Raw genomic sequence first — 25,184 nt, forward strand, 5'->3', positions numbered from 1 at the left:
TTCAAGCAAAAAAAATCGGGCCGCTCGACGCGGCCCGATTCCGTTTCAGCCCGGACGCAAGCGCTTAGAACTTGTGGCGGATGCCGACGCGGAACGCAAGTTGATCGTCTTCACCCAGACCCGAGGTGCCGAAGTAGCTCGACGACGACGAGCCGATCGACGCCTGATTCTCGACGCCGCGGTTCGAGCCCGAAGCCTTCTGATAGATGCCGAGGACGTACACATCGGTGCGCTTCGAGAGCGCATAGTCGACGCTCGCGTCGATCTGGTTCCAGTGGCCGCTCGAGTTGCCCGTCATGTTCAGGTACGAGTAGCCGAGGCCAGCCGACAGCGCCGACGTGAACGCGTACTTGCCGCCGATATCGAAGGCGTTGAGCTTGGAGCTCGCGCCGTTGATCGGCTCGAACAGCGTGTTGGTCCAGAGGCCGAACACGGTCGCCGCGCCGAACGCATAGTTCGCGCCGACGCCGAACGTGCGCAGATCCTTGCCGGCGTTCGCGGTGCCCATCGTCTGGATGTTCGCCACGGCCGTGCTGAATGCGGGCGATGCCGCCGCCGGATAGCGGATGTCCGTGTACGCGGCGCCGAGGCCGAACGGACCCGCCTTGTAGTTCAGGCCGAAGCTGTACGCGCGCGACGAACCTGCCGTCGTGGTCGTGCCGACGGTCGTGTTCGGCGTGCCCGCGAACGCGCCCGCCTGGTTCGAGAAGCCGTACATCGCGCCGAAGGTCACGCCGTAGAAGCTCGCGCTGCTGAACTTGACCGCGTTGTTGATGCGGCTCGACGTCAGCTGGTCGACGTCGTTCATGTGGTACGCGTAGTTGCCCGCGAGGGTCTGTCCGCCGATCGAGTAGTTGCTGCCGAGGTAATCGGTCGAGAACGAGTATTGACGGCCGAAGGTCAGCGAGCCGACGTCGTTCTTCGCGAGACCGACGAAAGCCTGACGGCCGAACAGCGCGCCGCCCTGGCCGAGCGTGCCGGTGCCGCTGTTGAAGCCGCCTTCCAACGTGAAGATCGCCTTCAGGCCGCCGCCCAGGTCTTCCGAACCCCTCATGCCCCAGCGGCTGCCTTGCGCGACGCCGTCGTCGTACTTGAAGAGCTTATCGCCCGCGCGGGTCGCGGTTTGCGTGCTGTTGTTCACGTAGCTGATGCCGGCATCGATGATGCCGTACAGCGTGACGCTGCTTTGCGCGTGCGCGGACGTGGCGGCGAGGGCGGCAAAGGCGGCGAGCGCGGCGGTCGCCAAGAGATTCTTCTTCAAAACAAGCTCCGTGTGTTGGTTCGCTGTGTGGTTGTTGACGGTGTCTGCAGTGCGTCGCGCTCTGATGGCGCGTGGCGTCGACGGGCGCAAATGTAGCGGGCGCCGAAGAAAGAAATGTGACAGTGCTTTCAGAAGCCTTGCGTGTGTCGCCCGTGCAACAGGGCTGGTGAAATATCACCGCTTGTGCATTCGGCCGGTGCGATGCCATGCTCTCGGTTCTGTCACCGCGAGCGAGATCATGGACGAGCAAGGAATCCGCGAACTGGAGGAGCGCCTGAAGAAGGCGATGGTGGCGTCGGACGTGGACGCGCTCGATGCGCTATTGGCCGACGACCTGAGCTTCGTCGATGCGACCGGCAAGGTCTGGACGAAGGCCGACGATCTCAACGGGCATCGCTACGGCATGCAGCGCATCGAGAAGCTGGATGTCGAGGATCAGAGCGTGCGTGTCTATGGCGGCTTTGCGGTCACGGTGACGCGCGTGGCGCTTTCCGGGACATTCGCGGGCGCGCCGTTCGCGGGCAGCTTGCGCTACACGCGAACGTGGGGCGAGATCGGCGGTGCGTGGAAGGTCGTCGCGGCGCAATGCTGTCTCGCGCCGTTCTGACGAGAAACGCTCACGCCGACAACAGCGATCCCGTGCGATAAGCCTTCGCGCCTGCGATGCGCGCCACTTCCAGCCCGGCGGTCGCGAAGCGTGTGATATGCCGCGCGTACATCACGCCGGAGGTCGTGCATTTGAGCGTAGTGACGACATCGGTGAGCGGATCGACGATATCGGCGATCGGCTCGCCCGCTTCGATGAACGCGCCCACCTGCGCGCGAAACACGAGCACGCCCGACGCCGGCGCGACGATCGGCTCCGCGCCCGCGAGCGGCGTCGCCGGATACGCGAGCGGCGGCAGCTGCGGCACGGGTGCGTCGATCACGCCGCGATGGATCAGATAGTCGACGATCGCCTGCGCGTCTTTTTCCGCGAGCTCATAGGACACGTCGTGCTGGCTGCGCAATTCGACCGTCACCGAAATGCCGCCGTTCGGGATCGGGAAACGCTCGCCGAAACGCTGGCGCAAATCCGACCAGCAGAAGCTGTGAATCTCGTCGAATGGATTGCCGACCGAATTCAGCGCGAGCAGCGACGCTTTCGCATCGAGATAGCGCGCGAGCGGCTCCACTTCGTCCCAGATGTCCGGGTTGGTGTAGAGATGCAGCGCGGCGTCGAGATCGCAGTGCAGGTCGAGGACGACATCGGCATCGAACGACAGCTTTTGCAACGAGAGTCGCTGCGATTCGAGTTCCGTGTGCGGCGTCTGCTCGTCGAGGGCCTCTCTCATCGCGGCGCGCACGGCGAGCTTGTTCGCGTCCGCGTCCTTGCCGAGCCGCGCTTCGATGCGCGGCGCGATCAGCGCGGCGAGATCGTAGAAATTGCGGTTGAAGTTGTGGCCGCTGTTAGTTTCGAAACGGCCCATCAGCGTGCCGTGCAGATGCTGCGAGAGGCCGATCGGATTCGGCACCGGCACGATCACCACTTCGCCGCGCAGCTTGCCGGCCGCTTCGAATTCGGCGAGCCGGCGGCGCAGACGCCACGCGACGAGCATGCCGGGCAATTCGTCCGCGTGCAGTGAGGACTGGATATAGATTTTCTGGCCGCCGCCCGGGCCGTAGTGAAAGCTGGTGATGTTGCGGGACGTGCCGAGCGTCGGCGAAATAAGAGAATGGGTTTTGGTTTGCATAATGGTCGCGCGCGTTTGACCGCGCGGGTCTTGCCTCTGGGAATTGCCGGGCGCCGCGGTGTCTCCGTCCGTCGGCGTCCTACCGGACGTTCGATCTTAGCTGAAATCGGCGCGGCGGGCGGCCGAAAGCCCGCGCACCGGGTGCGCAAAAAAGAAAACGGGCTCCGCGCCCTTGAGCGCGGAGCCCGTTCGTCAGCCGGTGCGGCTCGTGACGAGCGGCTTAGCCGCCGTACACGTCGAAGTCGAAGTACTTCTTCTCGATCTTCTTGTAAGTGCCGTCCTTGATGATGTCGGCGATCGCCTTGTCGATCTTCGCCTTCAGATCCGTGTCTTCCTTGCGCAGCCCGATGCCCGCGCCGTTGCCGAGCGTCTTCGGATCGTCGATGTTCTGGCCGGCGAAGTCATAGCCCGCGCCGCGCGGCGTCTTCAGAAAGCCGATTTCGGCCTGCACGGCGTCCTGCAGCGCGGCGTCCAGACGGCCCGAGGTCAGGTCGGCGTAGACCTGGTCCTGGTTCTGGTACGGCGTGACCGTCACGCCCTTCGGCGCCCAGTAGGTCTTCGCGTAGGTTTCCTGGATCGTGCCTTGTTCGACGCCCACATTCTTGCCCTTCAGGCTGTCAGCCGTCGGCAGAATGTTGCTGCCCTTTTTCGCGACGAGCCGCGTCGGCGTGTTGAAGAGCTTGCTCGAGAAGGCGATCTGTTCGGCGCGTTGCGGCGTCATCGACATCGACGAGAGCACGCCGTCGAACTTCTTCGCCTTCAGCGCGGGAATCATGCCGTCGAAGTCGTTTTCCACCCAGACGCACTTCGCCTTCAGGCGCGCGCAGATCTCGTTGCCGAGATCGATGTCGAAACCGACCAGCTTGCCGTCGGAACCCTTCGATTCGAACGGGGGATAGCTTGCGTCGACGCCGAAACGGATCGTCGAATAGTCCTTCGCCAGCGCCGGGGTGACGGCGGTGAGCGACGTGGCGGCGAGGAGGGACATCGTCAGTGCCGCGAGCAGTTTCTTCACTGTTTTAACTCCAGAAGGTGGTCAGTTCAGCCCGATAGGTCTCGTATCCGGGCGTCCGGCGCGTCGTTGGGCGCCGGAGCATGATATCCCGCGGATCGTGTCCGCTCGGAATCGGCAGAAGGTTACCAAGCCAAAATAGTTCGGGAGCTAGTAAAAGCCCCGATAGCCGGGGCTTTAGAGCCTTTCCTCGCGTCCGTTCGGACCTCAGCGTGTGCGCAGCGGATGGTCTTTCAGAAACCACGACAGCCCGAACGCGACGAGCGCGACGCACGCGGCAACCAGATAGACCGTGTGCATCGAGCCCGCGAACGCGTGCAGATATTCGTCGTGCAGTGCGGGCGGCAACTGCGCGACCGTCTGCGGCCCGAGCGATTGCGGCAGTTCCGTGCCGGGCGCAACGAGCGCTTCGAGGCGCGTGCGCAAGCCGTTTGAAAAGATCGCGCCGAACGCCGCCACGCCGACCGAACCGCCGATCGAGCGGAACAGCGTCGCGCTGGAGGTCGCCACGCCCATCAGCCGGAATTCGACGACGTTCTGCACCGCGAGCACGAGCACCTGCATCACCATGCCGAGCCCGAGGCCGAGCAGCGCCATGTAGAACTGCATGGTCGCGAGCGATGTGTCGAGGTCGAGGGTCGACAGCAGCAGCATCCCGGTGGCGACGAGCGCCGTGCCCATGATCGGGAAGAAGCGATACTTGCCGATCTTGCTGATGATGCGCCCGCTCACGATCGACGACAGCAGCACGCCGGCCATCATCGGCGTGATCTGCAGGCCTGCCTGCGACGGCGTCGAGCCTTTCACGACCTGCAGATAGAGCGGCAGGAACGTGACCGCGCCGAATAGCGCGCAACCGACGATGAAGCCGATCAGCCCCGCGAGCACGAAAGTACGCTCCTTGAAAAGGGAGAGCGGCATGATCGGCTCGGCGGCGAGGCGTTCTTCGTAGACAAAGCCGCCGATGCACACGAGCCCGAGCAGCAGCGTGCACCAGAGTTGCGGCGAGCTCCACGGCATCACGGTGCCGCCTTCGCTCGTGAACAGGATGATGCAGGTGAGCGCGGTGGCGAGAAATCCGGCACCCATATAGTCCACGCGATGATTCACGTGCGCGGTGTGCGGTCTGAACACGAGCTGGATCACGGCGAGCGCGATCAGGCCGAGCGGCAGGTTGATGTAGAAGATCCAGCGCCACGACAGATGTTCGACGAGGAAGCCGCCGAGCAGCGGGCCGACGACCGTCGCGAGACCGTACACGCCGCCGAAGAGGCCCTGGAAGCGGCCGCGCTCGGCCGGCGGAATGACGTCGGCGATCGCGGCCATCGTGATGACCATGAGGCCGCCGCCGCCCAGGCCCTGCAGCGCGCGCAGCGCGATCAGCTGCGTCATGTTCTGCGCGACGCCGCAAAGGATCGAGCCGGCGAGAAAGATCAGAATCGACGCCTGAAGCACGATCTTGCGCCCGAACTGATCGCCGAATTTGCCGTAGAGCGGCACGACGATCGTCGAGCTGAGCAGGTAGGACGTGACCACCCACGAGAGGTTTTCGAGCCCGCCGAGGTCGCCGACGATGGTCGGCAGCGCGGTCGATACGATCGTCTGGTCGAGCGCGCCGAGCAGCATCACGAGCATGAGCGCCGTGAACAGCAGCCAGATGGGCGGTTTCGGTGCGAGGCCGGTTTCATCGGACGCTTTCGCGCCCACGACGGCGGTTTGATGCAAAGATGTCATGTCGGCTAGGTCGGCGCGCGCGACGCCGCGATCAGAATTATGGTGGGCATTACGAATCCACGCGCCGGTGGGCGGCGCATCGGATTGTAATTAATTAACTTGTAGATTAATATAGACGACGGAACAGTTCTCGTCAAATTCTTATGGCAAACGATGTGCTGGACAGCGACGCGGCCGGGTCCGACAACCCGGCGCCGCAGAAGAGGGCCGGCCGCCGGCCCGGGCGGCCGAGCGGAGCGCACGGCGAGCAGGCGCGCACGCAATTGCTGGCGATCGCGCTCGAAATGTTCGCGCGGCAGGGCATCGGCGAAACGACGCTCGGGGCGATCGCGCGGGAAGCGGGCGTGACGCCGGCGATGGTGCACTATTACTTCAAGACGCGCGATCAGTTGCTCGACGTGTTGATCGACGAGCGCTTCGTGCCGTTGCGCGCCGAACTCGCGCGCGTATTCAACGATCCGCATTCCGAACCCGTCGAGACGCTGCGCGCCTTCGTGGAGACGCTGGTCGCGACCGTCGACAAGTATCCGTGGTTCGCCGCTCTATGGGTGCGCGAGATGATCAGCGAGGGCGGTCTGCTGCGCCAGCGCATGGCGGAGCGCTTCGGCGACGCGCACAAGGATCGCGCGGTCGAGCGCATAGCCGGCTGGCAGAAGGAAGGGAAACTGAATCCGGCGCTGGAGCCGTCGCTCGTGTTCGCCTCGTTGTTCGGTTTGACGGTTTTTCCCCTCGCGACGGCGCGCGGGCGCGGCGAAGGAGACCGGGCCGTCAGCGCGGAGCAAGTCGCACGGCACGTCGTCGCGCTGCTGATGAACGGGATTCGGCCGTATTGAGCGTGGCGGGGGGCGGCGTGACGCAGCCAGCGACCTCGCGCAGTGACGCCATAAGCGCCGCGCGCGGCTGTTTCGAATCCGATTTACCCATCCGGTTAAAATCCGTCCCTCATTCGCAGACCGCCTCAGAGGAGACATCCCGATGGCCACATCCCGAGCAGCGCACGCACAGGCGCTCCCCGTCACCGCCGGCAGCATCTCCGCCCGGCTCGATCGGCTGCCGGCCACCCGCGCCGTCTGGACGCTCATCATTCTGCTGAGCCTCGGTTTCTTCTTCGAGCTCTACGATCTGCTGTATTCCGGCTACGTCGCGCCCGGTCTCGTCAAAAGCGGCATTCTGACGCCGACAACCGCGGGCCTCTTCGGCATGACGGGCGTCGCGAGCTTCATCGCTTCGCTCTTCGCGGGGCTCTTCATCGGCACGATCGCCTGCGGTTTTCTCGCCGACCGCTTCGGCCGGCGCGCGATCTTCACCTATTCGCTGCTGTGGTACACCGGCGCCAATCTCATCATGGCGTTCCAGGACACGGCGACGGGTCTGAATATCTGGCGCTTCGTCGCGGGCGTGGGCATCGGCGTGGAACTGGTGACGATCGGCACGTATATCTCCGAGCTGGCCCCGAAGCACATCCGCGGCCGCGCATTCGCGTGCGAGCAGGCGGTCGGCTTCACCGCCGTCCCGGTGGTCGCCTTTCTCGCGTATCTGCTCGTGCCGCGCGCGCCTTTCGGCATCGACGGCTGGCGCTGGGTCGTCATCATCGGCGCGCACGGTGCGCTGTTCGTCTGGTGGATTCGCCGCACGCTGCCGGAGAGCCCGCGCTGGCTTGCGCAGAAGGGTCGCCTCGACGAAGCCGATCGCGTGCTGCGCGCGCTCGAAGACAAAGTCGCCCGGGAATACGGCAAGCCGCTGCCGCCGCCGGAACCCGCCGTCGAAACCGCGGAAAAACGCGGCGCCTTCGCCGAGATGTGGACGCCGCCCTACGGCAAGCGCGCCGCGATGATGATTATCTTCAACGTGTTCCAGACCGTCGGTTTCTACGGCTTCGCGAACTGGGTGCCGACGCTGCTCGTGAAGCAGGGCATCACGACGACCTCCAGTCTCATGTATTCGAGCATCATCGCGATCGCGGCGCCGATCGGCCCGATCATCGGGCTCGCCATCGCCGACAGGATCGAGCGCAAGACGGCGATCGTCGCGATGGCCGCGGTGAATATCGTCTGCGGGCTCGCCTTCAGCCAGTCGGGCGACGCGGCCTTCCTGATCGCGATGGGCGTCGGCCTCACGCTCTCCGCCAACATCATGTCGTACAGCTACCACGCGTACCAGACCGAACTGTTCCCGACGAGCATCCGCGCGCGCGCCGTAGGTTTCGTCTATTCGTGGAGCCGCTTTTCGGCGATTTTCACGTCGTTCATCATCGCGGGCGTGCTGAAGGGATTCGGCACGACGGGCGTGTTCGTGTTCATCGCGTCGGCCATGCTGATCGTGATGGCGGCGATCGGCTTCATGGGGCCGCGAACGCGCGATCTCGCGCTGGAGAAAATCTCCCGCTAGCGAAAATAAGCGCACGATGCTGCGGGTTGGCGTCCTGTATGCCAGAATCCGCAGGACATACCTCATCGGCGGCCAATATTCGAATATGTCCGATACGCTCAACACAGTCGAAGCAGATCATGCGATGCGCAACTGGACGTACCGGTCGACGGGGAAAATTCCGATCGGTTCGGACCTGCACAAGCGCATGTTCTGCGAAATGCTGCTGACGACGCACAACCCGTACAAGCCCGCCGTCATCGACTGGCCGGAGCTCGATCCCGCCGCGTTGAAGCGCGTGACCTCGCTGCCGATCTGGGACATCGCGGTGCAGACGGAGGGGCGGGCGTCGATACGCGTCGCGACCTATGCCAGCCTCGTCGACGATCCGCAACTGCGCGAGGCCTTGCGCATGAACGGCGGCGAGGAAGCGCGGCACAAGCTGGTGCTTTCGAAGCTGGTCGAGGCGTACGGCATCGCGCTCGCGCCGGAGCCGCCGTATCCCGCGCCCGACGACGCCTTGCGCGCATGGATGCTCACGGGCTACAGCGAGTGCATCGACAGTTTCTTCGCGTTCGGCCTGTTCGAGGCGGCGCGCCAGTCGGGATACTTTCCTGAGGCGCTCGTCGAGACCTTCGAGCCGGTCATTCAGGAAGAGGCGCGGCACATTCTGTTCTTCGCGAACTGGGTTGCGTGGTATCGGCGCAGCCTGCCGTGGTACCGCAAGCCGTGGTTTCTCGCGAAGACCGCGAGCGTGTGGTTTTCGCTGATTCGCGACCGCATCTCGCTCGCGCGCGGCTTCGACAAGAGCGGCGCGGCGCAGGACGCGAATTTTCCGGCGAACGTCGGCGATTCGGTCGCGGGCGATGTATCGGTTCGCTCGTTGATCGAACTGTGTCTCGCCGAAAACGATCGCCGCATGGGCGGTTACGATGCGCGCCTGCTGCGTCCCGTCACCGTGCCCAGACTCGCGCGTCTCGTGCTGCGTTTCATCAGGAAGTAGGGTTCTCGCGCGCGGCGCGCGCATCGAAGCGCCGCGAGGCTTCCTCGACGTCCTGCCGGAACTGCGCCAGCGCCGCCAGTTGCGCATTCGGCGGCTGCAGCGCCGTCCACAACACTTCCACGAGTTCGTTCGCCGTCGTCTCGATCTGAGTCTGACTCAGGCGACGCTTCGCGAGCGTCGCGTCCCACAGCACGTGCTCCATCGGCCCGAAGACGAGCGAGCGCAACAGGCGCAAGGGCATGTCGGCGCGCACGTGGCCGAGCGCCTGACCGCGAGCGAGCACGTCCATCAGCGGCGCGGTGTAGCGGCGTTGCAGTTCCGTCAGCGTGTCCGACAGGTCGTGCTGCTTGGTGCGGCCTTCCGACAGCACGAGCGCGCACAGCCCCGTGCCGTTCATCAGCATCAGCCGCATGTGCGTCCTGACGATGAACGCAAACTGCTGGCGCACGGAGCCGTCGCGCGGCAGGCCCGTCTCGAACGCATCGATGATTTCGTCGTACCAATCGGCGATCACGCGGGCGCACAACTCGCGCTTGCCGCTGAAATAGCTGAACACTGTCGCTTCCGAGATGCCCGCGCGCTGTGCGATCTCGGCGCTCGTCGCGGCGTCGTAGCCTTTTTCGGCGAAGACGTCGCGGCCCGCCTGCAAGATGTCCTTCACGCGCTGCTGCGATTTGACTCCGGCGGGCGCGCGGCGGCCGGTGGCGGTGGTTTGCGTCGACATTGGCGGGGAACGTGGGGAAATAAATGTGAGCGTAGCTCAAAAAACTATTGACGACCAGCGCATTTGAGCGTGAAATTCCCCCATCCCGTGGTTTGCCGCCCTGTGTGAGTGAAACTCAAATTTTCAGGGCGCACCGAAAACATCGCATCTGGAGGAGACGACCCATGAGCAACGTACCCGGCCTGAATTTCGCATTGGGCGAAGACATCGACATGCTGCGCGACTCGCTCGCCAATTTCGCGGCGAAGGAAATCGCGCCGCGCGCGGGCGAAATCGACCACAGCGACCAGTTCCCGATGGATCTCTGGAAAAAATTCGGCGATCTCGGCGTGCTCGGCATGACTGTCTCGGAAGAATACGGCGGCGCGAACATGGGCTACACCGCGCACATGGTCGCGATGGAGGAGATTTCACGGGCGTCGGCATCGGTCGGGCTGTCGTACGGCGCGCATTCGAACTTGTGCGTGAACCAGATCCATCGCAACGGCACGGAAGCGCAAAAGCGCAAGTATCTGCCGAAGCTCGTATCCGGCGAACATATCGGCGCGCTCGCGATGAGCGAGCCGAACGCCGGCTCCGACGTCGTCAGCATGAAGCTGCGCGCCGAGGAAAAGGGCGATCATTACGTGCTCAACGGCACGAAGATGTGGATCACCAACGGCCCGGATTGCGACACGCTCGTGGTGTACGCGAAGACCAACATCGAGGCCGGCCCGCGCGGCATCACGGCGTTCATCGTCGAGAAGGGCATGAAGGGCTTTTCCGTCGCGCAGAAGCTGGACAAGCTCGGCATGCGCGGCTCGCATACGGGCGAGCTCGTGTTCGAGAACGTCGAAGTGCCGAAGGAGAACATCCTCGGTCAGTTGAACGGCGGCACGAAGGTGCTGATGAGCGGCCTCGATTACGAGCGCGCCGTGCTCGCGGGCGGCCCGACCGGCATCATGCTCGCGTGCATGGACGCGGTCGTGCCGTATATCCACGATCGCAAGCAGTTCGGTCAGGCGATCGGCGAATTTCAGCTCATCCAGGGCAAGGTCGCCGACATGTATTCGACGCTGCAGGCCTGCCGCGCGTATCTCTACGCGGTCGGCCGTCAGCTCGACACGCTCGGCTCGGACCACGTGCGCCAGGTGCGCAAGGACTGCGCGGGCGTCATTCTCTACACCGCCGAAAAGGCGACATGGATGGCCGGCGAAGCGATCCAGGTGCTCGGCGGCAACGGCTATATCAACGAGTATCCGGTCGGCCGTCTGTGGCGCGACGCGAAGCTTTACGAAATCGGCGCGGGCACGAGCGAGATTCGCCGCATGCTGATCGGCCGCGAATTGTTCGCCGAGACGGCTTGAGGCGCGCGTCATGACGATCATCGAATCGAAACTGAATCCGCGCGGCGAGGAGTTCCGCACGAACGCGGCCGCGCTCGAGGCGCTCGTCGCCGATCTCAAGGCGAAGGTCGCCAAGATCGCGGAAGGCGGCGGCGAGGCCGCGCGCGACAAGCACGTGTCGCGCAACAAGCTGCTGCCGCGCGATCGCATCGCGCAATTGCTCGATCCGGGCACGCCGTTTCTCGAACTGTCGCAACTCGCCGCCTACGGCATGTATAACGACGACGCGCCGGGCGCGGGGATCATCACCGGCATCGGGCGCATCGCGGGGCAGGAGTGCGTCGTCGTGTGCAACGACGCGACCGTGAAGGGCGGCACATACTATCCGGTCACCGTGAAGAAGCACTTGCGCGCGCAGGAAATCGCCGAGCAGAACCGCCTGCCGTGCGTGTATCTCGTCGATTCGGGCGGCGCGAACCTGCCCAATCAGGACGATGTATTTCCCGACCGCGATCACTTCGGCCGCATCTTCTACAACCAGGCGAACATGTCGGCGCAAGGCATCGCGCAGATCGCGGTGGTGATGGGTTCGTGCACCGCGGGCGGTGCCTATGTGCCCGCGATGAGCGACGAATCGATCATCGTCAAGAATCAAGGGACGATCTTTCTCGGCGGCCCGCCGCTGGTCAAGGCGGCGACCGGTGAGGAAGTCAGCGCCGAAGATCTCGGTGGCGGCGACGTGCACACGCGTCTCTCAGGCGTCGCCGATCATCTCGCGCAGAACGACGCGCATGCGCTCGGCATCGCGCGCAGCATCGTCGGCAACCTGAATCGCGTGAAGACGCCGGCGCTCGCACTCAAAGAACCGCTGCCGCCGCGCTACGACCCGCAAAGCGTGTACGGCGTGATTCCGGTCGATACGCGCAAGCCTTTCGACGTGCGCGAAGTGATCGCGCGCATCGTCGACGATTCCGCCTTCGACGAATTCAAGGCGCGCTACGGCACGACGCTGGTGTGCGGCTTCGCGCATATCTGGGGACATCCGGTCGGCATCGTCGCGAACAACGGCATTCTGTTCAGCGAGTCCGCGTTGAAGGGCGCGCATTTCATCGAGCTGTGCGCTCAACGCAAGATTCCGCTCGTGTTCCTGCAGAACATCACGGGCTTCATGGTCGGGCGCAAGTACGAGAACGAAGGCATTGCGCGCAACGGCGCGAAGATGGTGACGGCGGTCGCGACGGCGAAGGTGCCGAAGTTCACGGTGATCATCGGCGGTTCGTTCGGCGCGGGCAATTACGGCATGTGCGGCCGCGCGTATTCGCCGCGCTTCCTCTGGATGTGGCCGAACGCGCGCATCTCGGTGATGGGCGGCGAGCAGGCCGCGTCCGTGCTCGCGACGGTGCGCCGCGACGGCATCGAAAAGAAGGGCGGCACGTGGTCGAGGGAAGAAGAGGAAGCGTTCAAAGCGCCGATTCGCGATCAGTACGAGGTGCAGGGGCATCCGTATTACGCGAGCGCGCGTCTGTGGGACGACGGCGTGATCGATCCCGCGCAGACGCGCGACGTGCTGGGCCTGGGCCTCGCCGCGACGATGAACGCACCTATCGAAGACACGCGCTTCGGCGTATTCCGGATGTAATGCCATGTTCAACAAAATACTGATTGCGAACCGCGGCGAGATCGCGTGCCGCGTCGCGGCGACGGCGAAGCGCCTGAACGTCGGCAGCGTCGCCGTGTACTCGGATGCCGATGCCAAAGCCAAGCATGTCGATGTCTGCGATGAAGCGGTGCATGTCGGCGGATCGGCCGCGTCGGAGAGTTATCTGCGTATCGAGCGTATCGTCGATGCGGCGAAGAAAACCGGCGCGCAGGCGATTCATCCGGGCTATGGATTTCTTTCGGAAAACGAAACGTTCGCCAACGCATGCGAGAAAGCCGGTCTGGTTTTCATCGGGCCGCCCGTCGAGGCGATCAGCGCGATGGGCTCGAAAGCCGCTGCAAAAGCGCTGATGCAGTCCGCATCGGTGCCGCTCGTGCCGGGCTATCACGGCGACGATCAGGATCCCTCGCTGCTTCAGCGCGAAGCAGACCGCATCGGCTATCCGGTGCTGCTGAAAGCGAGCGCGGGTGGCGGCGGCAAGGGCATGCGCGTCGTGGAAAAGAGCGAGGATTTCGCGGCCGCGCTCGCGTCGTGCAAGCGCGAGGCGGCGTCGAGCTTCGGCAACGATCGCGTGCTGATCGAAAAGTACCTGCTGCGTCCGCGTCACGTCGAAGTACAGGTGTTCGCGGACAAGCACGGCAATGCGGTCTATCTGTTCGATCGCGACTGTTCCGTGCAGCGCCGTCATCAGAAGGTGCTGGAAGAAGCGCCCGCACCGGGACTCGCCGATGAAACGCGTCGCGCGATGGGCGAAGCCGCGGTGGCGGCGGCGCGCGCGGTGAACTACGTCGGCGCGGGCACGGTCGAGTTCATCATGACGCAGGACGGCCAGTTCTATTTCATGGAGATGAACACGCGCTTGCAGGTCGAGCATCCGGTGACGGAGATGGTGACCGGGCTCGATCTCGTCGAATGGCAACTGCGCGTGGCGGCGGGCGAGCCGCTGCCGCTGAAGCAGGACGAGCTGAAGGTGCAGGGCCACGCGATCGAGGCGCGTATCTATGCGGAGAATCCGTCGCGCGGCTTCCTGCCGTCGACGGGCACGCTCAAGCACGTGCGCATGCCGCATGCGGTGGAGTTTTCGATCGACGGCGACGTGCGCGTCGACAGCGGCGTGCGTCAGGGCGATGCGATCACGCCGTTCTACGATCCGATGATCGCGAAGCTGATCGTGCATGGCCGGGACCGTCGCGATGCGCTTGCTCGCATGGCGCGTGCGCTGGCGGAATGCGAGATCGTCGGGCTGTCGACGAATGTCGAGTTCCTTCAGCGCATCGTGAAGAGCGAGCCGTTCAGCGCGGGCGATCTCGACACGGGCCTGATAGAGCGTCATCACGATGCGCTCTTCGCGCCGACTCACGTTTCACGCAAGAAGGGGCTCGCGCTCGCATGCGCGGCGCTGCTCACGCGCGAGGGCGGCGAGGCGCACGGGCACTCGCCGTGGGATGCGTTGTCGCACTGGCGGATGGCGGGCGGCTATAGCCAGGATCTGAACTGGCGCGCGCTCGATACCGACGAAGCGTTGAAGGTCGTGTTCACGAAGAACGGCGAGAAGCGCCTGCGTCTCGACGATGCGAGCGCGCGCTTCGACTGGACGCATAGCGGCGAGACGTCGTTCGCGGTCCAGCTCGACGATGCGCTGATCAAAGGCCACGTCTTCACCGACGGCGACGTCTTCCATGTCTTCCACGAAGGCGCGGCGTTCCAGTTCGAGTGGCAGAACCTGATGGCGCATGCGGCCGATGCCGAGCACGAAGGCCGTCTCACGGCCCCTATGCCCGGCAAGGTGATCGCTGTGCTCGTCGAGCCGGGCGCATCGGTTGCGAAGGGCGCGCCGCTGATGGTGATGGAAGCGATGAAGATGGAGCACACGATCGTCGCGCCGGCGACCGGCAAGATCGGCGAGATTCTGTTCGAGGTCGGCGATCAGGTGGCCGACGGCTCGCAACTGCTCGTGCTGGAGGTCGAACAGACCGCTAGCGCTTGACCTTGGCGGGCGCGCCGAGCAGCGTCTCTTCGCTCTCGGCGCGCACGAGAATCTCCACGCGGCGATTCAGCGCGCGCCCTTCGCGCGTGCCATTGGTCGTGATCGGGCGCAGATACGCCATGCCTTTTGTCGTGATGCGTTCGGCGGGCACGCCGCGCGCGATCAACGCTTTCGCGACGGCGTCGGCGCGTGCCGCGGAAAGCGCGCGGTTATACGAGAGCGAGCCTTCGTTGTCGGTGTGGCCTTCGATCAGCACGGGCCGCATGCTGCGCTTCAACACCTGGGCCGCTCGATCGAGCACGGGTGACTGAGTGTCACGAATGGTCGACTGATCGGTATCGAAGAGCGGCGCCTCGGGCAGCCGCATCTCCACGCCGCCCTTGACCGGCAACATGGTGATGCCGTATTGCGCGTTCAACTGCTCTTCCTTCGAGCGGTTGAGCCCGGTGGAACATCCGGTGAGCAGCGCGATCAACAAGCACGCGCCCATGGTCGCTCGTGAAGCTTTCTCCCTCATTGCATGATTCCTGCGTCGATTTCGAGCCTCGATTATAGGGAGCGCGAAACGTGCCTTCTGTAAATAAGGTTGCGTGACGATTCGCATCGAGTGGAATGATTCGTGCGTGATTACAATGCGGGCGAACGTTTTATGTTTCGCCCATCATCGAATGTCGCAAACGGGAGCCACTCACTCATGCCGATCCAGCCGCGCAACGACCCGACGCCGGATGAATCCGGGCGCACGCGCAAGATGCAGCGCACGGCTTCCGCTGTGCTCTATGCCGTGCTCGTGCTGGTCGCGCTGTACACGGCGCGCACTTTCATTCCCGCGGTCGTATGGGCGAGCGTGATCGCGATCGCGCTATGGCCGGCGTTCGGCTGGCTCGAACGTCGGTCGATGTTCCGGCGGCATCACAACCTGCTCGCGGTCGCGCTGACGGCGGCGATCGGGCTGCTGTTCGTCGTGCCGTTTTTCATCGTCGCGGCGCAGACGGTGGCCGAGGCGCGCGACATGCTCCACTGGTTCCACGAGGTGCTGCGCACCGGCATTCCTGTGCCGGCGTTCATCGAGCATTTGCCGATGGGCTCGCAGCAAGTGGGGCGCTGGTGGCAGGAGAATCTGTCGACGCCGCTCGAAGCTTCGCCGGCGGTGAAGGGTCTGCATGGCGCGACGGTAGTCGCGATGACGCGGCACTTCGGCGCTCGCGTGGTACATGGATTCGTCATCTTCGGCTTCATGCTGATGACGCTCTTTTTCGTGTTTCTGGCGGGCTCGAAGCTCGGCGAGCAACTGCTCGCGGGATCGCGCCGGGCGTTCGGTCCGGACGGCGCCGCGCTCGTTCGGCGCATGGCGGAATCGGTGCGCAGCACGGTGGTGGGGCTCGTGGTCGTCGGCTTGGGCGAGGGCGCGCTGCTCGGCATCGCCTATGCGGTGACGGGCGTGCCGCACGCCACCTTGCTCGGCATGCTGACCGCCGTCGCGGCGATGCTGCCGTTCTGCGCGCCGATCGTGTTTCTCGCCGCGGCGCTATGGCTGCTCGCGCAAGGCTCGATGATCGCGGCGGCGTGCGTCGCCGTGTCAGGGTTGATCGTCGTGTTCGTGGCGGAGCACTTCGTGCGGCCGGTGCTGATCGGCGGATCGACGCGGCTGCCATTTCTGCTCGTGCTGTTCGGCATTCTCGGCGGCGCGGAGACGTTCGGGCTGGTCGGGCTGTTCATCGGCCCGGCGCTGATGACGATTCTCGTCGTGCTATGGACGGACTACGTCGGCAACCGCAGCTAGCGCTTTCGAAGGTGGGCGTAACGCATCGCGGTTACGCGAGGGAGCGTGATCGAAGCCCGATCAGCCGCGTTCCTGCACGCATACCCACGGCGACAGGACGACCGCCCACAATTGCGGATCGCGCGCGGCGACGTCGGCGGCGGTCTCGGCCTGCATGCGTTCGACCAGACCGGCGGAGAGCCATTGCGCGACCTGTTGCTTGTCGTCGTTGGCGACGGCTTCCGCCACGCTCACGAGGTCGAGATCGCCCTTCACCCAGATGAGCTTGCCCTGCGCGAAAAAGCGCTCCAGTTCGGACCAGCCGATCTGGGCGGTTTCGGCGAGGAGCTTGACATAGAGCGGGCTGGGCGTAGGGGCGTCGGACATGGGCGAAAGCGAAGAAAAACGAAAGGCGTCCGACACTATAGCGCAGTGCCGGACGCCTTCGTTTCAAACAACTGCCGCGAGAAACTTTACAGATCGAAGAAAACCGTCTCGTTCGGGCCGCGCAGATGAACGTCGAAGCGATAGATCGTGCCCGACGAACCCGGATTGGCGGACGCGCCCGCCTCGCGCTTCGCGACCAGCGTGTGGCGGCGCTCGGCCGGCACGCTCTGCAACACGGTGTCCTTCGCGTTGGCTTCGGTTTCGTCGTCGAAGTAGATGCGCGTGTAGGTGTGCAGCAACATGCCGCGCATCAGCACGATGACGTCGATATGCGGCGCGGAATCGTCGGCGGTCGCGCCCGGCTTTACCGTATCGAAGATGAAGCGCAGCTTCGGGTCCGTGCCGGTGCCGCAGCGCGCGAAGCCGCGAAAGCCCGACTCGCGCGCTTCCTGCACGTTCTGCACATAGCGGCCGCTCGCATCGGCCTGAGCGATTTCGATCAGCGCGTCGTTGACGGGCTTGCCTTCGGCGTCGAACACATTGCCGACGATGGCGATATGCTCGCCCGGCGTCTCACGATCCGCCGCCGATGCGGTGAAGAGGCTCTTCAGATCGAAGTTGTACTGCTCGGGAACCAGGCCGTAGGCGAAGTACGGTCCGACGGTCTGCGAAGGGGTCTGTTTCAGCGTGGTCATGTTCGGTTACTCCGTCGGCGTTTGGTCCGGGCCGCGCAGCACGATGTCGAATTCGTAGCCGAGCGCGTAGTTTTCCTGCGTCGTGTCGATCGAGAAGGCCGACACCAGACGCTTTCTTGCGTGCTCCGGAATGCCTTGATAGATCGGATCGAGATCGAGCAGCGGATCGCCGGGGAAGTACATCTGCGTGACGAGGCGCGAGCCGAAATATTCGCCGAAGAGCGAGAAGTGGATGTGCTGCGGACGCCATGCATTCGGGTGATTGCCCCACGGATACGCGCCCGGCTTGATCGTCATGAAGCGATACCGGCCTTCGTCGTCGGTCAGGCAGCGGCCCGCGCCGAGGAAGTTCGGATCGAGCGGCGCATCGTGCTGGTCTGCTTTGTGCACGTAGCGGCCCGCGGCGTTCGCCTGCCACACTTCCACGAGCGTGTTGCGCACCGGACGGCCGCCTTCGTCGAGCACGCGCCCCGTCACGATGATGCGCTCGCCGAGCGGTTCGCCGTTTTTCGCGGCGTTGCGCGTGAGATCGTTGTCGAGCACGCCCAGATCGTCAGCACCATAGACCGGCACGCGGCGATTGCGCAGGTTTTCCTTCAGCGGAATCAGCGGCAAACCCGGGCTGCGCAGAATCGACGACCGGTAGCCGGGCGACAGATACGCGGGATGGGATTCCCAATCGCGCGGTGTGAGGATGGGGGAGGTCATGTCGACTGTCTCCTGTATTTGTGGAAGTTGAATAGGATGTTTCTGACGGCTACTTTATAGAACGACGCAAGTTATGGAAAATGACGTTTTGTGCCATCTTGCATAACGGATCTTCATGGATACCGACTTCACCAACACCCGGGTCAAGTTCCGGCATCTGCAGTGTTTTCTGGCCGTCACGCAGCTCGGCAGCGTGCAGCGCGCCGCCGATAGCTTGTCGATCACGCAGCCCGCGGTTTCCAAGACAATCGGCGAGCTCGAATCCATTCTAGGCGTCCGGCTGTTCGAGCGCGGGCGGCGTGGGGCAGTGCCGACCCGAGAGGGGCGGCTTTTCGCGCCGCATGCGAGCGCGTGCGTGGCGTCCTTGCGCGAGGGCGTCGACATGCTTCTGCGCGAGCGCGGCGACGTGCCGGGCTCCATCGCGGTCGGCATCCTGCCCACGGTCGCGCCGGTGCTCCTGTCACCCGCGCTGACCTCGTTCCGGCAGCAGTGGCCGGCGGTGTCGCTGTCTGTCCGGACAGACTCCAACGCGCTCTTGCTGGAAAAGTTGAAGGACGGCGAAGTCGATCTTGTCGTCGGACGGCTGTCGGAGCCGGAAGCGATGCACGGTCTGTCCTTCGAGCAGATCTATCGCGAGCCGCTCGCGGTGGTCGTGCGCCGCGAGCATCCGCTGACGCTCGAGACGCCGCTCACGCCCGCGCTCCTCGCGCGCTTCGTGATCGTCGTGCCGCCGTTCGGCACGCTGATCCGTCAATCGGCGGAAAGTGTGCTGACCGCGTTCGGCGCACACGCGTTGACCGCGCTCGTCGAAACCCTGTCGGTGTCGCTCGGGCGCTCGCTCGCGATGAACAACGACGCCGTGTGGTTCGTGCCGGCCGGCGCGGTCGAGCAGGACATCGGGCTCGGGCTGCTCAGCGCGCTGCCGATGCCCTTCGCCGGCACCGATGAGCCCATCGGCCTGATACGCCGCAATGACGCGGCGCGCACGCCGGTGGAAGAAACGCTCGTCGACGCGCTGCGCGAGGCGGGCCGCTCGCGCGCCGGGAGCAAATGACCGGTGGGGGTGGGCGGCGCGCAAGTTGCTAAAGCAGCATTTACCGCGCAGATTTCGCGGGAAAGAAATACTATGACGAAAGGCCGCGAGGACGAGATGACTGCAACGAACGCCGCTGGCGGCAGTCACATCCGGGGTTGGCCACAGCCTTTGTCGTAGACGTCCCGCCGCACGCACGCGCCGCACTCGAACATGTTCGCAAGATGAAGACTGTACTGCTCGTCGACGACGATCCCGCCACCATCGAAGCCTGGACCCTGTGCATGCAGGGCGAGGATTGCAATGTCTTATGCGCGTTCGACGGCAACGGAGCACTGACGATACTCGGCGAGCAGCGCGTGGACATCGTCGTTTCGGACTGGATGATGCCCGGCCTGGGCGGCGCGTTGCTGTGTCAGACGATGAAAAACGACGCGGCGCTCGCGCACATTCCTTTTCTGATGATCTCGGGGCATCCGAACCCGCCGGCCTTCGTGAGCTACGACGGATACTTGCGCAAGCCCGTCGACATGGGGACGCTGATCGCGGCGGTGAACCGGTTGTGCGCCGCGAAAAAGCGCCCGCTTTACTGAGCGCCGCCTAGCGCAGCGCCGCCAGCGCCTCGTCCATCTGCCGCTGCGCGAGGCGGTTCAGCTCCTGCGGAATCTGACACTCGAGCGGCAGGCAGGGCGTGACGATCACGCGGATATGCCCGCCGCGATCGGGCCAGCCTTTCGCCGGCCAGACCTTGCCCGCGTCATGCACGACCGGCACCACCGGCACTTTCGTCGCGCAAGCGAGACGCACGCCGCCCGACGCCAGCTTGAGCGGCGCATCGTGCGCGACGCGCGTGCCTTCAGGAAAGATCACGACCGAATCGCCTTTTTTCAGCCGCGCGGCGCATTCGCGCGTGACGGCCGTGTGCGCTTGCCGGATCGAGCCGCGATCGAGGCTCACCATGTCGAGGCCGCGCAGCACCCAGCCGAAAAACGGGATGTTCATGAGTTCGTGCTTGAACACGAAGCTGATGCGCCGCGGAAACAGCGCCATGAACGAAAGCGTTTCCCACGTCGACTCATGGCGCGAAAGGATGATGCATGGCCCGTCGGGCAGATGCTCCAGGCCTTCTATCGAACAGGTGACGCCGGTGAGCGCGCGCATCATCGCGACCATCGCGCGGCACCAGAGCGTCGCGAGACGGTAGCGCCCGTTGCGGCCGACGAACGGAAACAGCGGCAGGATCAGAATCGACCAGACGATGCCGCTGCCGAGCAGATAGGTTGCAAAGAGCCACTTGACGAGGGTGCGACGCATCGGGATTCGTAAGATGACGGAAAGGTGACGAACGGCGGGAATCCGCAAGCATAGCCTATCGGGCGAAACACGCCGGACCGGCATTGCACACCATGCGGCGTCATCGAAGCGATGCAACAATGGACCCCGACGGAACACCCTCGGAAAGGAACAGCCGCAATGGAAAATCAATCGCCGGTGCAGTTCGACGAAGGCATGCTCGACGTAGGCGACGGACACTCGATCTACTGGCGCGCGCAAGGTCCGCGCGACGCGCCCGTGATGCTCGTCGTGCACGGCGGCCCCGGCGGCGCGATGAACGTGAAATGGGCCGACGTGCTCGAAGAAGACCGCTGGCGCGTCGTGTTCTTCGATCAGCGCGGCTGCGGCAAGTCCACGCCCTTCGGCAAGCTGGAGGCGAACGGCATCGATGCGCTCGTCGGCGACATGGAAAAGCTGCGCGTCGCGTTGAACATCGAACAATGGGCGCTTTTCGGCGGCTCGTGGGGCACGACGCTCGGGCTCGCGTATGGCGTCGCGCATCCGGAGCGCTGCACGGGCTTTCTGCTGCGCGGCGTTTTTCTCGCGCGCCGCGAGGATATCGACTGGTTTCTGTGGGACGTGCGGCGCGTGTTCCCCGAAGCGCATCGCGCGTTTCTCGACGCGATCGAGGCAGCGTGCGGCAAGCGTCCCGCGAATGCGCAGGAAATCTTGCGGATGACCGAAGCGCCGCTCGCGCGCTTCGACGAGGCCGGCACGCGGCTCGCGCGCGCGTGGACGCAGTACGAGACGACGCTTTCCGTCGTCAACAAGCCGGAGAAGGAACCGGCCGAGGAAGAGAAGCGCCCGAACGCGGAGGCGAACGCGGCCGCGATATCGATGGCGCTGCTCGAACGTCACTACATGGCGAACGAACTGCCGCCGATGCCGCTCTTGCCGCTCGTCGCGCGCATCGCGCATCTGCCCTGCCGGATCGTGCACGGCCGCTTCGACATGGTGTGCCCGGCCGATCAGGCGCTGGATCTGGCGGCGCGCTGGCCGGGTGCGGAACTGGCGGTCGTGAATGCGTCGGGCCACTGGACCTTCGAGCCGGGCAATCTCGCGGCATTGCGTGCCGGCGCGGCGGCGCTCGCGAACGCGATCGCGCAGACCAGACCCGCGACCGCCTGACATTCAGACGATCGCGGGCGCGGCGTCGGTCAGGCTGCGCCAGTCGAGATCCGCGCCGATCACGACCGGCTGCGCGGCGCGCTGCGTCGCGATCGTGAGCGTCACACACAGCGACGTGCCCGTCACCGAGAGGTAGGGCGCACTCGTGATCACCTGCTGCGGCTTCGCGTGCGCATCGACGAAATATGGGCGATTGTCCCAGCGCCCGGTCGACGGATCGGCGATCGGCGCAAATCGCTCGCTCGGAGCTTTCGCGGCCGTGCCCGCCAAACCGGGCATGCACTCGCGGCCACCCTGATCGAGGAAAAAGCAACTGAGCGTGCAGGGCAGCGCGAGCAGGTCGGCGCACGCGGCTTCGGTCGTCGCGCCCGACGCCAGACGCCGCGCCGCGTAAGTGAGTCCCGTGCGATAGGGCAGCAGAAGCAGATCGCTCGTGACGCGCTCGCTGCGCCGCATTTGCGCGAGCGTATCGAAGACGTCTTCGAAGAGCGGCGTGGCCGCGCCGTGCCCGGCGAGCTGCGCCGAGGGCATGCCGAGCAGATAGCCCTGCACGAAATCGACGTTCGAGCGAGCGGCGAGGATCAGATCCTCGCCCGTCTCGATGCCTTCGGCGACCACGAACATGCCCGACTCGTGCAGCAGGTCGACGAGCTTCGGCATCAGCGCGTCGCTCATGTGGGCGCTTTTCGTGCGCACGAGACTGCGATCGAGCTTGACGATGTCCGGCCGCAGCGTGAGCAGCCGGTCGATGTTGGAATGCCCCGCGCCGAAATCGTCCACCGCGACGAGAAAGCCCTGCGCGCGAAACGCATGCGTCGCGCGCGCGATTTCCGCGACGTCCGTGCCACCGGATTCGAGCACTTCGATGACCAGTTGCTCGGGCGCGAGGCCCGCTTCGCGCGTCGCCGACGCGAGCCGCGCGGCGTAGCCGGGATCGGTGAAAGTCGCCGGATTGATATTGAGGAAGAGCCAGTGCGCGGCAGGCAAAATGGGCGCCGCGTTGCGCAGATGGGTGAGGTGGCTCATGCGGTCGAGCTCGGTCAGCCTGCCTGCGACGATCGCCTTGCCGAAGAGATCGAACGGCCCGACGAGCGCGCCGCCGCCCGCGTCGCCGCGCAACAGCGCCTCGTAGCCCACTTCGCGCTGGTGCGGCAGGCTGTAGATCGGTTGCAGATGCGTGCGCAGCGTGATGCCGTCGACGATCTCCGTGTGTGCGCTCAGCACGTTCAGACGCAGGTAACCGGCGTGCGCTGCACGGCGCCCGGCGACGGCCTGTACGAAGCGAGCGCCGGCAGTCGAGCGCACGCAGGAGCAGTCAGTTCGATGAACGGCACGGCAGTCACGCTTTTCGGTGGGGATGAGCGCAATATCGGCGGGTCGTGCGCAAACTTGAGCGCCGCAGCCGTTCTTGCGTCGAGAGCGCTTTCATCGCCTCCGGTTTGCCGGCGGGGCCTGCGCGACCTATCTTTGTTGGTGCGATGCTACGATCCGCCTGCAACTTAAGCCGGGCCGCGCTCGTCGAAAGTTGCAACGAACCCTAGAGAGAGATAGATGGCGCAACAGAAAACCAACCCCAAACTCGAGCAGGCGCTGACGCGCGGCGATCTCGCGATCCGTCAGGCCAACTCGGGCCGCGCCACCGCGGTCCTGCGCGCCCTTGGAAAAATGATCGTCGAGGCGTCGGCGACGATCGGCGTCGAGGCGCATGTCGTCATCCACGACGGCGACAAGATTTACGATCCCGCCGACGGCGTCTGGCCGCAACAGTTGCTCGTGTCGCTCGACGGCCCCGTCGAAGACAACGATCCGGACGAGATTCGCACCATCACGCTGCTTGCCGACACGCCTTCGACAATTTTCCGCTGCGAGTGGCAACGCGCCGACGGCAATATCGGGCGGCAGGAAGGCCGTCCGCTCGCGATGGTCGCTTTCATTACCGATGTTGATATCCCGTGGCTCGACGAAGACGACTGATTTTTAATTCTCTTCGGCGAAATTCATACTCCCGACATGATTATGTCGTGATAGAGCGGGCCTCTCTTTTCAAGGGAGGCCCGCTTTTTCTTGAGGCCTCCGCGGGCCGTTCAAAATCCCAGACTTTGCGCGCCAGGCAGTTCGCAGATTCTGCGAAGAAAAAGTGTAAGCAAACGTTACCGAACCCCTTTTTTTATGTGTTTTCCAGCGTTTACGCGATGCTCCGCGACGCTTCGCCGAACGCTATTCTCCTAAATGCCTCTCGCGTCGATTGGTGGCTGCTCGCCCTCGTTCTTTCATCCGATCGGGCTCGTATATTCCTCCATGGCATATGCATATATTGGTTTGCAGCGGCTACCCGGCGCCCGGCTTTGCACCGATTAGAAGCTTTCTTCCACTGTATTAGCCTGAAATTTGCTGAGAAACAGCGGCAAGCGCGCACCCCGTTATTTGACTTCGTGAGAGGCTCGATTCGCCCGTCTGAGGGACCGACCAATAAACGTCCTCAGCACGCGGCACCTTTCCAATCGCCAAGAAAAAATGGGGTTTACAAATGGAACGTCTGAACCTTGCCAACAACGCCGCCGCTAACCAAACCGAACCGGCGGTTCGCCCGACTCTCACGGTCGTACCCGCACTTCAGAAAACGGAGCGCATGCCGTTTACTATCCGTATCGTCCAGGACGACGGCGGATTGCAGAAAGCCGTGAGCATCAGACGTTCGGCCTATGGGCGGCACCTGCCCGAATTCGCCGAAAAAATGACGATCGAGCCTTCGGATCGCGATCGCGGCACAGCCGTGCTTTTGGCGGAATCCAAGCTGGACGGCGCACCGCTCGGCACCATGCGCATTCAGACCAATGCGTATGGTCCGCTCGCCGTCGAGCAGTCGGTGCGTCTGCCCGAGCATCTGGCGACGAGCCGACTCGCGGAAGCGACGCGTCTCGGCGTCGCGGGCGGGATGGTGGGACGGGTGGTGAAGGTGGCGTTGTGCAAGGCGCTGTGGATGTTCTGCGAACTGCACGAGATCGATTACATGGTGATCACGGCGCGTACGCCGCTCGATCGGGAGTATGAGGCGATGCTCTTCAAGGATGTTTTCGGCGTCAACGAATTCCTGCCGATGTCGCATGTGGGCGGCCTGCCGCACCGCGTGCTGGCGAAGGATGTCGCCGCGGCGCGCCAGCGCTGGGAAGAGGCGCGTCATCCGCTCTTCAATTACATGGTGCACACGCATCACCCCGACATCGATTTGCATTCTGTAGATTTATCTTTTGACTGGGAACCGGTACGATGCCCGGAGGCTCCGTTGATGGCCTATGGCAGGTAAAAAGGCACGATCGTATCCAGGAAGGT

Annotated in this window: 24 protein-coding genes; 13 read left to right on the top strand and 11 right to left on the bottom strand. The window is 64.4% G+C overall.

Going from position 1 to position 25,184, the window contains the following annotated elements:
* Nucleotides 1-64: 64 nt before the first annotated feature.
* Nucleotides 65-1,261 (bottom strand): porin, encoded by a 1,197-nt coding sequence (locus tag U4Y90_RS05425; protein WP_321792991.1) that lies wholly within the window; start codon nt 1,259-1,261, stop codon nt 65-67.
* A gap of 238 nt (nt 1,262-1,499) precedes the next feature.
* Here U4Y90_RS05425 and U4Y90_RS05430 point away from each other — a divergent pair, with 238 nt between their 5' ends.
* A complete protein-coding gene (locus tag U4Y90_RS05430) occupies nt 1,500-1,868 on the top strand; it encodes a nuclear transport factor 2 family protein (protein WP_321792993.1) in 369 nt (122 codons plus the stop codon).
* A 10-nt stretch (nt 1,869-1,878) separates the two neighbouring features.
* Here the strand turns inward: U4Y90_RS05430 and U4Y90_RS05435 are convergent, their stop codons facing one another.
* The 3 genes from U4Y90_RS05435 to U4Y90_RS05445 form a co-directional block, all read right to left on the bottom strand.
* Nucleotides 1,879-2,994, bottom strand: coding sequence for a succinylglutamate desuccinylase/aspartoacylase family protein (locus tag U4Y90_RS05435; RefSeq protein WP_321792995.1), 1,116 nt, complete (start codon nt 2,992-2,994; stop codon nt 1,879-1,881).
* Between the two features lie 220 nt (nt 2,995-3,214).
* The gene (locus U4Y90_RS05440) at nt 3,215-4,009 is read right to left on the bottom strand and encodes an ABC transporter substrate-binding protein (protein WP_061159973.1); all 795 of its coding nucleotides are present in this window, start codon (nt 4,007-4,009) and stop codon (nt 3,215-3,217) included.
* Nucleotides 4,010-4,213: 204 nt separating this feature from the next.
* Nucleotides 4,214-5,740 (bottom strand): MDR family MFS transporter, encoded by a 1,527-nt coding sequence (locus U4Y90_RS05445; RefSeq protein ID WP_321793000.1) that lies wholly within the window; start codon nt 5,738-5,740, stop codon nt 4,214-4,216.
* A gap of 143 nt (nt 5,741-5,883) precedes the next feature.
* Here U4Y90_RS05445 and U4Y90_RS05450 point away from each other — a divergent pair, with 143 nt between their 5' ends.
* The 3 genes from U4Y90_RS05450 (at nt 5,884) to U4Y90_RS05460 (ending at nt 9,110) form a co-directional block, all read left to right on the top strand.
* Nucleotides 5,884-6,573: a TetR/AcrR family transcriptional regulator gene (locus tag U4Y90_RS05450; RefSeq protein WP_321793002.1), complete on the top strand. Its 690-nt coding sequence runs from the start codon at nt 5,884-5,886 to the stop codon at nt 6,571-6,573.
* 142 nt (nt 6,574-6,715) lie between these two features.
* Nucleotides 6,716-8,128 carry an MFS transporter gene (locus U4Y90_RS05455; RefSeq protein WP_321793004.1) on the top strand — a complete coding sequence of 471 codons (1,413 nt, stop codon included), beginning with the start codon at nt 6,716-6,718 and terminating at the stop codon, nt 8,126-8,128.
* 85 nt (nt 8,129-8,213) lie between these two features.
* Nucleotides 8,214-9,110 carry a ferritin-like domain-containing protein gene (locus U4Y90_RS05460; RefSeq protein WP_321793006.1) on the top strand — a complete coding sequence of 299 codons (897 nt, stop codon included), beginning with the start codon at nt 8,214-8,216 and terminating at the stop codon, nt 9,108-9,110.
* Here the strand turns inward: U4Y90_RS05460 and U4Y90_RS05465 are convergent.
* A complete protein-coding gene (locus U4Y90_RS05465; RefSeq protein WP_321793008.1) occupies nt 9,100-9,834 on the bottom strand; it encodes a TetR/AcrR family transcriptional regulator in 735 nt (244 codons plus the stop codon). The genes U4Y90_RS05460 and U4Y90_RS05465 overlap by 11 nt on opposite strands.
* 164 nt (nt 9,835-9,998) lie before the next feature.
* On the opposite strand from U4Y90_RS05465, the gene U4Y90_RS05470 reads away from it, so the two are divergent.
* From U4Y90_RS05470 to U4Y90_RS05480, 3 genes are read left to right on the top strand one after another with little or no spacing between them, the layout of a single operon-like run.
* Nucleotides 9,999-11,180: an isovaleryl-CoA dehydrogenase gene (locus U4Y90_RS05470; protein WP_321793010.1), complete on the top strand. Its 1,182-nt coding sequence runs from the start codon at nt 9,999-10,001 to the stop codon at nt 11,178-11,180.
* Nucleotides 11,181-11,190: 10 nt separating this feature from the next.
* On the top strand, nt 11,191-12,798 hold the full coding sequence (locus tag U4Y90_RS05475) for a carboxyl transferase domain-containing protein (protein WP_321793012.1): 1,608 nt from the start codon (nt 11,191-11,193) through the stop codon (nt 12,796-12,798).
* A 4-nt stretch (nt 12,799-12,802) separates the two neighbouring features.
* Entirely contained in the window at nt 12,803-14,806 is a 2,004-nt protein-coding gene (locus tag U4Y90_RS05480) for an acetyl/propionyl/methylcrotonyl-CoA carboxylase subunit alpha (RefSeq protein WP_321793014.1), read from the top strand.
* Here the strand turns inward: U4Y90_RS05480 and U4Y90_RS05485 are convergent.
* Entirely contained in the window at nt 14,796-15,296 is a 501-nt protein-coding gene (locus U4Y90_RS05485) for an OmpA family protein (protein WP_321793016.1), read from the bottom strand. The two genes, U4Y90_RS05480 and U4Y90_RS05485, sit on opposite strands and share 11 nt — an antisense overlap.
* Before the next feature lie 204 nt (nt 15,297-15,500).
* On the opposite strand from U4Y90_RS05485, the gene U4Y90_RS05490 reads away from it, so the two are divergent.
* Entirely contained in the window at nt 15,501-16,589 is a 1,089-nt protein-coding gene (locus U4Y90_RS05490) for an AI-2E family transporter (protein WP_321793018.1), read from the top strand.
* Nucleotides 16,590-16,649: 60 nt separating this feature from the next.
* Here U4Y90_RS05490 and U4Y90_RS05495 read toward each other — a convergent pair whose 3' ends face one another.
* From U4Y90_RS05495 to pcaH, 3 genes are all read right to left on the bottom strand, one after another.
* Complete coding sequence (locus tag U4Y90_RS05495) at nt 16,650-16,955, bottom strand: DUF2288 domain-containing protein (RefSeq protein ID WP_321793020.1); 306 nt, start codon at nt 16,953-16,955, stop codon at nt 16,650-16,652.
* Between the two features lie 86 nt (nt 16,956-17,041).
* Complete coding sequence (gene pcaG / locus U4Y90_RS05500) at nt 17,042-17,650, bottom strand: protocatechuate 3,4-dioxygenase subunit alpha (protein WP_321793022.1); 609 nt, start codon at nt 17,648-17,650, stop codon at nt 17,042-17,044.
* 6 nt (nt 17,651-17,656) lie between these two features.
* A complete protein-coding gene (gene pcaH, locus U4Y90_RS05505) occupies nt 17,657-18,358 on the bottom strand; it encodes a protocatechuate 3,4-dioxygenase subunit beta (protein ID WP_321793025.1) in 702 nt (233 codons plus the stop codon).
* 115 nt (nt 18,359-18,473) lie between these two features.
* Between pcaH and pcaQ the strand changes: the two genes are divergently transcribed.
* Together pcaQ and U4Y90_RS05515 are read left to right on the top strand one after the other, a co-directional pair.
* Nucleotides 18,474-19,412 (top strand): pca operon transcription factor PcaQ, encoded by a 939-nt coding sequence (gene pcaQ / locus U4Y90_RS05510; protein ID WP_321793027.1) that lies wholly within the window; start codon nt 18,474-18,476, stop codon nt 19,410-19,412.
* Nucleotides 19,413-19,615: 203 nt separating this feature from the next.
* The gene (locus tag U4Y90_RS05515) at nt 19,616-19,984 is read left to right on the top strand and encodes a response regulator transcription factor (RefSeq protein ID WP_321793029.1); all 369 of its coding nucleotides are present in this window, start codon (nt 19,616-19,618) and stop codon (nt 19,982-19,984) included.
* A 7-nt stretch (nt 19,985-19,991) separates the two neighbouring features.
* On the opposite strand, the gene U4Y90_RS05520 is transcribed toward U4Y90_RS05515, so the two are convergent.
* Complete coding sequence (locus U4Y90_RS05520; protein ID WP_321793031.1) at nt 19,992-20,705, bottom strand: lysophospholipid acyltransferase family protein; 714 nt, start codon at nt 20,703-20,705, stop codon at nt 19,992-19,994.
* A 159-nt stretch (nt 20,706-20,864) separates the two neighbouring features.
* Here U4Y90_RS05520 and pip point away from each other — a divergent pair, with 159 nt between their 5' ends.
* The gene (gene pip / locus U4Y90_RS05525) at nt 20,865-21,854 is read left to right on the top strand and encodes a prolyl aminopeptidase (protein ID WP_321793032.1); all 990 of its coding nucleotides are present in this window, start codon (nt 20,865-20,867) and stop codon (nt 21,852-21,854) included.
* Nucleotides 21,855-21,857: 3 nt separating this feature from the next.
* Here the strand turns inward: pip and U4Y90_RS05530 are convergent, their stop codons facing one another.
* Nucleotides 21,858-23,159: an EAL domain-containing protein gene (locus U4Y90_RS05530; RefSeq protein ID WP_321793034.1), complete on the bottom strand. Its 1,302-nt coding sequence runs from the start codon at nt 23,157-23,159 to the stop codon at nt 21,858-21,860.
* 246 nt (nt 23,160-23,405) lie between these two features.
* Here U4Y90_RS05530 and U4Y90_RS05535 point away from each other — a divergent pair, with 246 nt between their 5' ends.
* Nucleotides 23,406-23,828, top strand: a complete 423-nt coding sequence (locus U4Y90_RS05535) for a hypothetical protein (RefSeq protein ID WP_321793036.1) — start codon at nt 23,406-23,408, stop codon at nt 23,826-23,828.
* A gap of 553 nt (nt 23,829-24,381) precedes the next feature.
* A complete protein-coding gene (locus U4Y90_RS05540; protein WP_321793038.1) occupies nt 24,382-25,158 on the top strand; it encodes an N-acyl amino acid synthase FeeM domain-containing protein in 777 nt (258 codons plus the stop codon).
* Nucleotides 25,159-25,184 lie beyond the last annotated feature (26 nt).

It is taken from the genome of Caballeronia sp. J97, from assembly GCF_905220305.1.
Lineage (GTDB): Bacteria > Pseudomonadota > Gammaproteobacteria > Burkholderiales > Burkholderiaceae > Caballeronia.